Origin of the sequence: Adhaeretor mobilis, from assembly GCF_007741515.1 — a bacterium.
Lineage (GTDB): Bacteria > Planctomycetota > Planctomycetia > Pirellulales > Lacipirellulaceae > Adhaeretor > Adhaeretor mobilis.
The window spans coordinates 1,523,521-1,536,364 of sequence record NZ_CP036263.1 but is presented as its reverse complement, the minus strand read 5'-3'; the positions used below and the strand labels follow the sequence as shown (position 1 = coordinate 1,536,364).

Annotated in this window: 8 protein-coding genes; 1 reads left to right on the top strand and 7 read right to left on the bottom strand. The window is 54.9% G+C overall.

The window, feature by feature from the left end:
- Positions 1-54 precede the first annotated feature (54 nt).
- Positions 55-915, top strand: a complete 861-nt coding sequence (locus HG15A2_RS06025) for a sigma-70 family RNA polymerase sigma factor (protein WP_145058809.1) — start codon at positions 55-57, stop codon at positions 913-915.
- Positions 916-1,061: 146 nt separating this feature from the next.
- Here HG15A2_RS06025 and HG15A2_RS06020 read toward each other — a convergent pair whose 3' ends face one another.
- From HG15A2_RS06020 to pth, 7 genes are all read right to left on the bottom strand, one after another.
- Entirely contained in the window at positions 1,062-4,163 is a 3,102-nt protein-coding gene (locus HG15A2_RS06020; protein ID WP_218932352.1) for a POTRA domain-containing protein, read from the bottom strand.
- A 354-nt stretch (positions 4,164-4,517) separates the two neighbouring features.
- Positions 4,518-8,651 (bottom strand): beta strand repeat-containing protein, encoded by a 4,134-nt coding sequence (locus tag HG15A2_RS06015; protein WP_145058805.1) that lies wholly within the window; start codon positions 8,649-8,651, stop codon positions 4,518-4,520.
- 337 nt (positions 8,652-8,988) lie between these two features.
- Positions 8,989-10,440: a replicative DNA helicase gene (dnaB, locus tag HG15A2_RS06010; protein WP_145058803.1), complete on the bottom strand. Its 1,452-nt coding sequence runs from the start codon at positions 10,438-10,440 to the stop codon at positions 8,989-8,991.
- 199 nt (positions 10,441-10,639) lie between these two features.
- Positions 10,640-11,176: a 50S ribosomal protein L9 gene (rplI, locus tag HG15A2_RS06005; RefSeq protein WP_145058801.1), complete on the bottom strand. Its 537-nt coding sequence runs from the start codon at positions 11,174-11,176 to the stop codon at positions 10,640-10,642.
- A gap of 66 nt (positions 11,177-11,242) precedes the next feature.
- Positions 11,243-11,710: a single-stranded DNA-binding protein gene (gene ssb, locus HG15A2_RS06000; protein WP_145058799.1), complete on the bottom strand. Its 468-nt coding sequence runs from the start codon at positions 11,708-11,710 to the stop codon at positions 11,243-11,245.
- A gap of 52 nt (positions 11,711-11,762) precedes the next feature.
- Entirely contained in the window at positions 11,763-12,164 is a 402-nt protein-coding gene (gene rpsF / locus HG15A2_RS05995; protein WP_218932351.1) for a 30S ribosomal protein S6, read from the bottom strand.
- Between the two features lie 71 nt (positions 12,165-12,235).
- Positions 12,236-12,802, bottom strand: coding sequence for an aminoacyl-tRNA hydrolase (gene pth, locus HG15A2_RS05990; RefSeq protein WP_145058795.1), 567 nt, complete (start codon positions 12,800-12,802; stop codon positions 12,236-12,238).
- Positions 12,803-12,844 lie beyond the last annotated feature (42 nt).

Here is a 12,844-nt window from a genome sequence, read left to right as displayed (position 1 = left end):
TAATGCCGCGATCCGAGCCTGTTCAGCGAACCAGAAAACGGTGTCCACCCTCCTATGGCTACGAAAACTAAAGCACGCCGTTCCGCTGTTCAATCACCGCTGGAGACCTACCTCCGCGAGATCAACGAGACGGCCCTCCTCAATGCCGATGAGGAGAAGATGCTCGCCACTGCCATTGGCAACGGGGATCTCGCCGCTCGCGACCGCATGGTGCGTGCCAACCTACGTCTGGTAGTGAACATCGCCCGCGGTTACTCCGGCAAAGGTCTGAGTCTGCAAGATCTGATTGAAGAGGGCAACTTGGGTTTACTTCGGGCCGTCGAGGGATTCGACCCAACCATGGGCACGCGTTTTAGCACGTATGCGAGCTACTGGATCAAGCAGTCGATCAAGCGGGCGTTGATCAACACTGGCAAGACGATCCGCATTCCCGCATACATGGTCGAGCTACTCAGTAAGTGGCGACGAGCCAACGCTCGCTTGACCGAAGAACTGGATCGCACTCCCACACCCGAAGAGATCGCCCGCGTCCTTGGTCTGCCGAAGAAGAAGCTGCCGATCATCAAGAAGGCGATCAAGATCTACAACGCCACGCCTCAGACGGATCAATCGGAAGCGGGCTGGTCACTCGGCGATATGGTTATGGACGAAGGACAGCAAAGCCCCGACGAAGCACTCGTCGAAAGCGATAGCCTGCGTCACGTGCTCGAAATGCTCGGCACCATGGACCAGCGTGAGGCAACGGTCTTACGTATGCGATTCGGCCTCAACGGCTACGAACCGAAGACACTCAAGGAGATCGGCGAGAAACTGGGCTTAACGCGCGAACGCGTCCGCCAGATCGAAACCGAAGCCCTCAACAAAATGGCCGACAGCATGGAAAATGGCATGCCACTGATGGCACCCCAAACCTAAGGCAAGGGACTAAGCAGGGGCCGCTGTGGGGATTCATTGGGTTGGCTTCTCGTCCTTCATGGTCCGCACAGTAGGCCCTACGAATGAAGTGGCCAGAAAACGTTGCTGTAAATCATCCTCAGCTTCGTAAAATGGGTGCTGCTCGTTTAGCGAGAGAACCCGAGACTAAAGCTAAACACTTCCTTGGTATCGAACGCCGCTTCCGACACAGGGAAGGCAAAGTCGAGTGCGATCGGTGCCGGACCCATCGCAGGCACGGTGATTCGCAAACCTACACCCGGTGCGACACGGAAGTCATTGATCTCAACATCCGGCTCAACCGTACCGAAGTCCACAAATGCCACGCCGTGCAACATCTCGTCCGCGGTAATGGGGAACAAATACTGAAATGAGTTCAACCACTGGAAGTGGCCGCCCACTTCCACGTTGCCGTTGGCAACGTCGACCGGCGAAGCTCCCCGGAAATCGAAGCCACGCATCGTAGCGAAGCCACCAGCGAAGAAGTGCTCGTAGATCGGAGTATGGGTTCCGGAATAGCCAATGTTCGTACTGTAACTCAGTACATGTCGACCCGAATGATCGGGGCGCTCGAATAGTAACCAGTGCTCTCGAAGTTCAGCAAGTATCCGTGGATAATCGAACGTGCCGATGACCTGCTCGCCGGAGAGTTCAATGTAATGCCCTTGTGTCGGCAAAAACGCACTATCGCGAGTATCGTTAATCACGCTGAGCTTGAACCCGTGCAACGAGTTGTCGCCCGCTGCCTCCGCCAAATCAGGCTGATTGGGATTACTGATGTCGTGGATGTTGACATTTTCACCACGGTAGGAAACCGTTGCGGACAAATCGCGTTCCACCCATTGTCGACCTAACGAGATGCGTCCGCCAATGCGTTGCTCATCCCAGTTGCGATAGCGTCGATCAAAGTACGAACCACTCAGGCCGAGGCTAATCGCACGATCGAAGAGATACGGTTCCTGAAAACTCACCAAATAGCGATTTACCTCGCTACCGGGCGAAGCGTCGATGCGAAATCGTTGGCCATCACCACGAAATGCGTAACCGTTGCGGATGTCGTCGAAACTTCTGGGAACTCGTCGCCAATCGAAGTTGCGTTCGTCGACGACCACATTACCAACCACACCAGCATCGGAGTTCACACCAACACCCAACATGAGCCGACCAGTCTGGGTCTCGTTGCCGTTGATGAAAATATCGACCGTTTGCTGCGGGTACGGCGCTCCTAACGGGCCGAAGCGCCCATCGGGAAATATCTGCGAACCGAGGAGCGGCCCCATAGCGTTTAGAGGCGTCGGAGCGACGGAGCCCGCCGGGGGCTGCAGTTGGGGCGAGTACTGAACTGGCTGGATTCCACCTTGCTGCGGCGCATGCCCACCCGCTTGAACCACTTGCCCGCCCGGCGGCAAAGCGTACGTCGGTGCTGCGGCTGGCTGAACGTTTACTTGTGAATAAGCCTGCTGCACTTGCGGGCTTTGGCCACGGATTGCATTGGTTTGAACCTGCTGATAGGGAGAAGTCGGTCGGCGAACTGTTTGCGTCTGCGACCGTGTTGGCTGCCACGGTTGTTGCGGCAAAACCTGTTGGTAGTTTGGTTGCTGGTGCTGAGACTGGTGGACTGGCTGTCCTGGAGCGGATCGCAACTGCGCGACGCGACGATTTAGCAAGTCCATCGTATCGGTAGGCTGAGTTCTTGAGTCCTGGCCGCGGAAAACGGGCTTAGCACCAATCACTTCTTGGGGGGCAACCTTTCTAGTGGGCTGCTCTACACCAGACGAGCCGTCCGATGCGTGAGCTTCCTCCGCTTGCCATGCTTGGAAGTGCGCTTCGTCTTTGCAGTAGACGTGGACTTCCGTGTCGTCGCGACCGGGCGACATCCTCGCCACACGACGACGGAAGTCGTTGAGATAGGTAGCGCTCGGCGGGGCCAATACCGGTGGACCGAGTTCGGTCGGGCTTTGGCCGCGCACAGTATCGGCAGACGGTCCCGTGGCAACGTCGAACTCCACGTCGTCAGGAATCCGATAGGTGATCTTAGGCCTCACACCCGTAGCGGCGTCAGTTTCTAGCAAGCCACTGGCAACAAGGCGGCGTTCGCTCGCCTTGAGTTCGCGAATATCCATGATGTCGCCCGGGCGGAGCGATAAACGGTTCAGGGCAATTTGTCGGCGTGAGTGGGGTGTGTCGCCGCCAATGTGTACGAAAACCCTACCCACGCGAAACTGGCCACCCTCTTCAATGTTGTAGACCAGGTCGACTTCACCGGGCTTTTCCAGGAAAATGGTTTCCGGCTTGACGTCGGCAAAAACGTATCCGTGGCTTCCGTACAGTTCCTGTAACCAGAGCGAGTCTTTCTGCATATCTGTCTGTTCAAAAAGCTGCCCCGCCTTGAGTTTCGTATTCGCAGCTACCTTTTCCGGGTCGAACTTCGTGTTGCCGATGAACTTCACATCGCGCACTTTGTAGCGAGGGCCTTCATTGATGACAAAGCTCAGCGTGACCCAATTGCCTTTCTCGTTATAATCCAGCTTTCGCCCGATCCGTGCCTGAAAGAAACCGAAAGCGCGGTAGTAGGCCGTGAGCTGTTCGAGGTCTGCATCAATGCGTTCTCGATTCACGTAGCCTTTGAACAGTTTCAGCAATGGTGGCTTCGATTTGATGAGCGTCTTCAGGCGCCCATCGCTAACAAATTCATTGCCGATGAACTCAACCTTCCAGATGCGTTCCGACTGGCCCTCGTTGATCAGATAGACCACGCCTTTGTCGGTTGGTTTAGTCCCTTCGATAATCGTGACTTGAGCATTGTTGTAGCCTTGCCCGTGATAAAAGTCGCGTAACTTTCGTCGCCCCTCTTCCACAGCAAATGGATCTACCGAGCCAGCGATCTTCAAGTTAGTTTGCTTCCCGAGCTTTTTGTCGCTGATTTTTTCGTTTCCCAGGTAGGTTACATAACGCGTGGTGGGGCGTTCAGTGACTTCGAAAATGACGATCGTGCCTTGTGGTGTCTCGTTCGATAAAGGCTTCACATCCACAAACCACCCCAGATTGGCAAGCCTGCGCACGTCCCGTTGCAACACGCTGCGATCGAACGGACGACCTACTCGCGTGCTAATGTTCCCGGAGATCTGTTCAGTTTCAATGGTATCGTTGCCCACGATACGCACATCGATCACATTTTTCTCTGGATCGCTTTGTGCAGCCCCAATCGCGGGACCCTGTGGCGAGATCAAACTCGGGTTGACCGACCGCGCAGGGGGTAGCTGTTCTCTTGTTTGAGCATGGTTCAAGCAAGGGGAAAGCACCGCGAACACGCACAAGCTCGCTAGCCGAAGAGTGGTTTGGTGGTTTCGCAGGAGCAACAGCATGAGCAGGCTAGGGTTCGATAGTTTGGATTCAAAAGTAGTACAGAAATCAAACTCACTGCGCGTAGCATCCTGCGCGCAGCATGGATTTCCTCTGATTTGACTGAGGAGAAATACAGAATGCCGCTCAAGGAGACAAGGCCGCTTACGGCTTAGCAGCGACTCAATTACGGCTTTTGTTGCCAACGGCGAAACCGCAAGCGGACCGGCACAATCGAACTGCTAGCGGTGCCGACGGCCAGGACACAGAATCGCTGCGACCGCCAGCAATAGGCTGAGGGTTGTTGGTTCGGGTACGGCAGCGGAGACCGTCGTCCCTAGGCCCAATTGCTGCTGCCACACGAGGAAATCTCCGCCATCGGTGCGCAAACTCCCATCGCCGTCTCCATCAGTATGCGATGCTGGGAAAGTACCGTAGCCAGAATTCCAAACAGCAAGATCATCGGGGTCGACATCCCCGTCTTCATCGTAGTCAGCGGCAAAGAAGTTCGTGCTAGCTATTTGTAGTACGATCTTGTTGGGATCCGAAAAGTCGACCGGGGCCCACTCGATGGAACGCCCGCCGCCGCTCTCAGCGAGCAGGATTGAGTCGAATGCACCATTGAGTGCCGAAGTCGATTGAATGATGGTGAACTCATCACCCGCACTAGGAACATAACCGTTGTCAATATCGCTGAAGGTGACGAGAAGATCACCATCTAGATTGATGGTACCCGTCGAGTCGAGTTGGTCGAACTCGCCGATCGTTGTACCGCCAAATTCGATGTGCAATTCGCCTGAGTTGGCAATCGTGTACTCACCGGATACCGAGACGCTAGCAGTGTCAATAATTCCATCTCGACCTGGCGCATGAATGCCATCGATTCGTACGTTTTCAATTTCCCCATCACCGCTGAGGCGATCGTTGATCTCGAAAAAACTGGCTGCTGAAGTTCCGATTAATCGACCATTATTGACGACGAAAGCATCAATGGCGCCAGAACCTTCAATCAAATTATCCGCGTTGGTGAGCTTAGCACCATTTGCAACGGAATTGATATGGGTAGTCGAACCTAGCAGTGTAACCGTTCCTCCTCCTGTGAGCGTTGCGTTGGCACCCAACTCCAGGTCCGTCGCGTTGCCTACGCTGATAATGTCAATGTTGCCCGAGTTTTCGATGGTCCCATGAATTCTCAAGTCGGAATTGTTGCGAAGCTCGAAGCTACCTAGATTGGAAACGTTGTGCCATTCGAGATTCTGGGAGGTATCGCTTCGCACGAGTCCATCGCCAGCGCTATCGAATGTCGTGTTTCTAATAACCGCACTGCCGTCCAGTACTATTTCCGAGCCGGCGAGCGCCTGGTAGACGCCACTGCCCCGGAACTCACCCGCACCGTTCCCTGAAAGTACGAGCAGACCGCCACCTGATGCTTGTACGGTACCCGTATTAACGATGTGTAAGGCACCTGGATCAATGGTCAGAGACTGCCCCGTCACGTTGGCATCGATGAGTCCTTGATTGACGATGCCGATTGTGTTTTCACCAATGGCTCCCTGGCCTTCTATGGTGTGCGTCACTGAATGGGTAAGAACAGCGCCTGTTGTGCCATTGATCCCCGCTGCATTGCTACTCGTCGTGGTGAGAATCACCTTTCCGTTTCCAGCCAGGGTCGCACCGCCAGTTTGAACTTCCAGGTCGGTGTTGCTGCCCGACGAGGTTAGCGTAATCGTGCCGCTATTGGTGATCGTTCCGCTGATGCCGAAATCGGAGTTGTTGTTCGCCTCAACGGCTCCCTCGAACGTGACATCCGTGAAGAAGACATTCGCCGAGGTATTCACTCGCACTAAGCCATCGCTAACGGCACGAACCGTTCCTCCCTTAACGTTGGTGTTTGTGGCGAGCTGCACCTCTGAACCCGTCCCCGTTGCTTCGATCACGGCACCCGTATTGGTAAAATCACCGTTGCCATTTCCCGTTAATACCATAATGCCACCGTCGGAGGCTCGGAGGGTGCCCGTGTTCAACAAGCCAGCTCCGGAGTGGGGACCGATGGTGAGCGATTGCCCAGGTACGTTGGCGTTGATGAGTCCTTGATTGATGATGCCGATCGTGTTTTCACCAATGGCTCCCTGGCCTTCTATGGTGTGCGTCACTGAATGGGTAAGAACAGCGCCTGTTGTGCCATTGATCCCCGCTGCATTGCTACTCGTCGTGGTGAGAATCACCTTTCCGTTTCCAGCCAGGGTCGCACCGCCAGTTTGAACTTCCAGGTCGGTATTGCTGCCCAACGAGGTTAGCGTGATCGTGCCGCTATTGGTGATCGTTCCGCTGATGCCGAAATCGGAGTTGTTGTTCGCCTCAACGGCTCCCTCGAACGTGACATCCGTGAAGAAGACATTCGCCGAGGTGTCCACGCGAACCAAGCCCCCGCCCGTTCCACGCACAGTGCCGCCGGTCACCGTTGCATTATTGTTGATCTGGACTTCCGAGTCCGCCCCGACCGCTTCAATGGTATTACTATTGGCGAAATCACCACTTTCCAGTTCCAGAATGCCCCCGCTCGAGGCACGCAGGATTCCTTGGTTGGTAACGCCACCGCTGTTGGGATCGATCGTGAGTTTATTCCCAATGGAATTCGCGTCGATGAGGCCACTGGCTTGATTGATGATTTCCAACGAGTTTACGCCGATTTGCCCGCGCCCTTGGAGCGTGTTATTTGCGTTCGTGAGAACGCCGTCGGCACCACTGTTATCAAGGATGCGACTACTATTGCTCGATCCGTCTAGGGTAATCGTGCCACCCCCTGAAAGCGTCGCGGAAGTCGCCACAGTGAGATCCGTAGCATTTCCTACATTAGTGATCGTAAAATTGTCGCTTTGATTGTCAATTGTTCCGTTGATGAAGAGGTCCGAATTGTCGAGTTGCCGGAAGTCTCCCAAGATGGTGAGGTCATTCAACGTGACGGGGTTGCTGACCGCCACCCGCACAATGCCCGTACCACTGGTTTGCAGGGTTCCACCGGTGATGTTGGCACCGCCTTGCAAGCTAACGGTGGACATGTCGAGTGCATCGATTACGCCCCCCGTGTTGTTGTAATCCCCACCGGTAAGAACCAAGAGTCCGCCACTCGAGGCGTGAAAGGTTCCTTCATTAGTTACTCCGCCGTTGCTGGGATCAACCGTGAGTGTGTTTCCCAAGGAGTTCGCGTCGATGAGGCCACTGGCTTGATTGATGATTTCCAACGAGTTCACACCGATTTGCCCGCGCCCCTGGAGCGTATTATTTACGTTCGTAAGAACGCCGTCGGTACCACTGTTATCAAGGATGCGACTATTATGGCTCGATCCGTCTAGGGTTATCGTTCCAGCCCCTGCAAGAGTTGCGGAGGTTGCCACAATGAGATCTGTTGCATTCCCAGCATTGGTGATCGTGAAATCATCCGTCTGGTTGTCGATCGTTCCGTTGATGAAGACGTTTGTGTTATCGAGTTGACGGAAGTCGCCTAAAATGGTGAGGTCGTTTAGCGTGACGGTGTTGCTGACCGCCACCTGTATGATGCCTGTTCCGCTGGTTTGCAAGGCTCCACTGGTGAAGTCGGCATTTCCCCGCAAGGTAACCGTGGACATGTCGAGTGCTTCGATCACGCCGCCCGTGTTGTCGAAATTCCCGCCGGTGAGAACCAAGAGTCCGCCACCTGAGGCGCGCAGGGTTGCTTGGTTGGTAACGCCGCTACTGCTGGGATCGAGCGTGAGTGCGGCACCGCCGGCATTATTTGCATCAACCAGCGCGCCCGCAAGATTAGTGAACTGCAGAGAGCTGACGCCTAGCTGACCGAAGCCCTCGATCGTGCTGCTACTGGTCAGATGGCCGTTGGCACCACTTTTGTCGATGATGCGGCTGTTGGTAGTGGAACCGCCAAGCCGCAAGATGCCCGTTCCACTAAGCGAAACATCGTCCCGAAGAATCAGTTCGGTTAGGTTGCCCGCATTGGTCAGTTCGATCAAGCCATTGTTCGTAATGGCTCCGCTGAGAGGTCGCCCCGCATCGGTGGCGATTGTGAAATCGTTATTATCTACGATCGTGAGTAGGTCACCCGCATCGACCGAGAGGCTATCGATCACGGTCACTTGGCTGACACTCGTCTCGACTGCAGAGTTGGAGGAATTGCCACCGTCGATGAAGGCGTTAAAAAAGCCGGGCGTATCTGGAACGCCAGCGGTCCAGTTCGCGGAGTCGTTCCAGGAGACGCCATCACCGTTGCCATTCCAGGTGGTGTTTGTCTGAGCGTACGAAAACTGAGCTGACAGCAGGAAGCAAAGCCCAGCAAAGCAGCAGGCTAGCAAAGAAGTGAATCGGGGTGCGAATGCGAACGGCATGCTAAGTCCCTCCCAGGAGATGTGGAGTCCGTGTAGGTCATCGATTCACGCTGCTGAGTGAGGCTAGCTTCGACAAGCGAGAAATTGGTCGGCGTAAGGATCGCCAAAAAAATCTCGAGGCAACGGCGAGAGCAGTAACAAGCTAAGTATCTGCGCACCTAGTTCGAGTATGCGTGAAACCGCTGATAAACTACCTGACTAGTGCGAATAAGCAAGTAGGTTATTGCTTCAAACCTTGGATTCCTGAGGGGTCAAGCTCAGAAATAAATCTCAAAAGCGACTGAAACGCCAAGGACTGTAGATACGAAGGCTTCTAGCAACAGGTCACGCACCTCAATTAGAATCCACCCTCGGGTGGCGCGCCGAAGTCCTGGAATTCAGAGTACGCCTTATGCGAGAAGTTGCGGAACCGAGTAAATTCGTGGACCCAGGTGAGCTTTACGTCGCCGGTGGGGCCGCTGCGCTGTTTGCGAATCAGGAGGTCCGCTTCGCCGCGGACCGTTTCACGATCTTCTTCATTGGTCATGTAGTACTCGTCACGGTGGACGAACATCACCACGTCGGCGTCTTGCTCGATGGCCCCCGACTCGCGAAGGTGGCTCAGTTGCGGCTTGTTGTCACGGGTGGATTCCACTTGGCGATTCAACTGGGCAAGGCACAGCACGGGCACGTCCAGTTCGCGGGCCAAGCCTTTCAAACGGCGGGCGATCTTCGAGACTTGTTCTTGGCGAGGATCGCGTGGGTTATCCGGTTCGATCAGTTGCAGGTAATCGATAACCACCAGTCCCAACCCGTGACGGCGTTTGAGACGCCGGGCGTTCGCACTGATTTCGGTCATCGTACGACTGGGAGAATCATCGATGAACAGCGGTGCTTGGCTCACCGTGGCAGCGGCTTCAACCAGCTGCCGGCGTTCGTCCGTGGAAATGGTGCCATTGCGCAGGCGATTGCCGTTCACTTCGGCAACCCCACATAGCAAGCGATCGCCCAGTTCGAGCGCGGCCATTTCTAGACTCACGAACAGCGTGGGCACGTTCGCCTGCAATACTGCATGCTCGGTCATATTCATTGCGAGGGCCGTCTTGCCCATACTAGGACGGGCGGCAAGGATAAGGAGCTCTGAATTTTGCAAGCCGCCGGTGAGCTGGTCGAAATCGTCGAAACCGGTCTCCACACCGCCAAATGCGTGGTCCTGATCCATGCGAGCATCAAGGCGATCGAGCGATTCTTGCAGCACGTCCGCAATCGGCGAGACCTGCCCTGCCCCGCGATCTTCGAGAATTGCGAAGACCCTTTCCTCTGCTTTCGCCAATTGCACACGCGTTTCGACAGACGGCTCGTAGGCTTCATGGAGAATATCGGTGCTCGCGTGGATCAAAGCTCGTAGTACCGACTTATCTGCAACCATCTTCGCATAGTATTCTGCATGGGCAGCTGTGGGGACTTGCTTGCCGATTTCAGCCAGGTAGGCGGCGCCACCGACGGCGTCATAGATTTCCGCTTTCCGCAGACGATCCACCAACAGCATGGGATCGATACGCTGGCCCACGTCGTGCATAGCGGCTAGATGCTCGTAGATCCGCCGATTTGCATCGTCGTAGAAATCATCTGGGCGAATGACGAGCGCGACTTCGTCAAACACTTCAGGCAGCAACAAGATACTGCCTAGGACGGCACGCTCGGCCTCTAAGTCTGCGGGGAGTTGGCGATCGATGGGCGAGTTGGAACGCTGCGACCTATCGTTGCCTTTGCTATTACCATTGCTACCGAAGCCGTTTTGATCTGCCATTGGTGTGTTCCCTCACCCTGAAAGTACCTGTTGAAAATCGCTTAGTTAATGCGTTGTGAGCACCGCTGCGAAACGTGTTCTGAGTAGTGCGAAGTATTGTGAGTGCTGATGTCAGCTTAGGCTCTTTGCAAATAAAACGCACGCCATCCGATTCGGATGGCGTGCGTTTGTGTAGAAAAACTATCTTAAGCAACAACAACTAGGCGTCGACACCAACTTGGGGGACAACCCACACCTTGAGCTCGCCTTCGACTTCACTGGCCAGGCGGAACTTGACCGTGTAGAGACCAAGCTCTTTGAGTGGGCCTTCGAGGCGGATTTGGTCGGAATTTAGAGTGATGTCGCTGTTCTTCAAAGCTGCCACGATCTCCGGAGCCCCGACACTACCATACAGGTGGCCATCGTCGGTAGCGTTGGCTTCGATTGTGATGCTTTGTTTGGAGATTTCTGCGGCATGCTTACGGAGGTCGGCTTGTTGGGCCTTCTCGATTGCTTGCAGCTTCGCTTTGTGCTTATCGACCATACGCTTGTGATGATCGCTCGCCAGAGTGGCCAAACCCTGCGGCAGCAGATAGTTATTGGCGTAGCCAGGACTTACTTGCACAACCTCGCCCTGCCCGCCCAGGCTTTCCACTTTGTGAATGAGCAGCAGCTCGATGCCACCTTGGTCGCCCTTAGGAAGACGCTTGATACCTTTAGGAAGACGGCTCTTTTTCTTTTTTGTTTGTGCAGTCATGACCGTAAAATCTTTGATCTATGAAGTGAAAGGGTTGATTTTGTATTATTCGAAAGGACCGAGTGCTTAAAACGGGATATCATCTTCAGGGGGAGCTGTACGCGCTGGGGGCGCGTCGTAGCTATCCTGGGTTTCATAGGAACCTTCCGATGATGAGGATGTGGACGCGGAACTAGATCGCCCGCGGCCGCCTCCTCCACCGCCTCCATCTCGACCACCCAGCATTTGCATGCGCTCGCCAATGACTTTTAGCTTGCTGCGCTTTTGGCCGTCTTTTTCCCAGCTGTCAAGTTTCAGGCGGCCCTCAATTAGCACGGGTGATCCTTTGCTCAGATACTCATTGGCAACTTCGGCGGTGCGTCCCCAAAGAGTGATATCCACAAAAGTGGTTTCATCGACCCATTCGTTGTTGCGCTTCACGCGATCATTCACGGCCAAGCCGATATCGGACACGGCCATACCGCTAGGAATGTGCCGCAATTCAGGATCGCGGGTCAAATTGCCCACGAGCACTACACGGTTAAAACTTGCCATGATTGTTCCTTCACCCCGCTACAGCGGTTCCGGTTTGCGATACAGTCTTCGGCTACTCAGTTGCCGCGGCCACGACGACTTCGGGCTCGACTTCCGAAGGGACATCTTCAGGAGTGCCACCACCACGAACGTGATCGAGGATCGGCTCGACCAGGGATTCGGGCAGTCGGACAAACAGCTGACGCAAGAGCGAATCGTTTAATTCGCAGACTCGCGTCAATTCAGTCACCTTTTGAGTCGACAGCTCAAAGTACATGAGCCAGTAGGCGCCCTTGCGCTGCCCGTTGATCGGGTATGCCAAGCGGCGTTCTTCCCAGAGCCGGCTCACTTGGATGTTGCCACCAGCGTCGGTGATCGCACCTTCGACTTGCTTGGCGAGCGCTTCGCGATCGCGCGCGAAGCGATTTGCGTCGAAAATGAACAGGCCTTCGTAGGTTGCTGTGTTGTCAGCCAATTTGTCTCTCCTCAGGGGCGGCTAGCTGATTGAACGGCTGAGCCACAAGCGGTTAGTTAGTGTTGTGTTGCCTAATTTTTCCCATTAAAGCGATTCATGGCTGCGGTAGAGCCTTCGGCGGCCCACGTTAGCACGGCTTCGGCCGCTCGTTGGGTTTGAATCTGAATCTCGTCCTGTTCTTTTTTGGCAAACTTCCCGAGCACAAAATCGGGCGAAGCCCAACCGTCGGGCACGGGCCCAATGCCCACCCGCAGGCGAGTATACTCGGTAGTTTTCAGCTGATTGGCAATGTCGGCAAGGCCGTTTTGGCCGCCGTGACTGCCACGTGCTCTGATTCGCAATTCCCCTACGGGAATGTTGAAATCGTCGCAAATGACCAGCAGGTCTTCAGTCTCTAGCTTATAGAAGCTCGTGGCCAGTTTTACGCTGCGACCGCTAAGATTCATAAACGTGTGCGGAGCCAGCAGTAGCAGCTTTTCGCCTGCTACTACAGCTTCGCGAACTTCTCCTTCAAACTTGTTTCCAACAGGCTGGGCGGAAGTGATCTCGGCTAACCGAGCAAGCACTTCCCAGCCTATATTGTGTCGAGTTCCCGTGTACTTACGACCCGGATTTCCTAGGCCGACAACCAATTTCATCTGCCATCTTTCGGCGATTGTTGTCGCGGCGAATTCTGTTCG

Coding starts and splice junctions, on each gene's coding strand:
- HG15A2_RS06025 (WP_145058809.1), top strand. CDS start 55: ATGGCTACGAAAACTAAAGCACGCCGTTCCGCTGTTCAATCACCGCTG.
- HG15A2_RS06015 (WP_145058805.1), bottom strand. CDS start 8,651: ATGCCGTTCGCATTCGCACCCCGATTCACTTCTTTGCTAGCCTGCTGC.
- dnaB (WP_145058803.1), bottom strand. CDS start 10,440: ATGGCAGATCAAAACGGCTTCGGTAGCAATGGTAATAGCAAAGGCAAC.
- rplI (WP_145058801.1), bottom strand. CDS start 11,176: ATGACTGCACAAACAAAAAAGAAAAAGAGCCGTCTTCCTAAAGGTATC.
- ssb (WP_145058799.1), bottom strand. CDS start 11,710: ATGGCAAGTTTTAACCGTGTAGTGCTCGTGGGCAATTTGACCCGCGAT.
- pth (WP_145058795.1), bottom strand. CDS start 12,802: ATGAAATTGGTTGTCGGCCTAGGAAATCCGGGTCGTAAGTACACGGGA.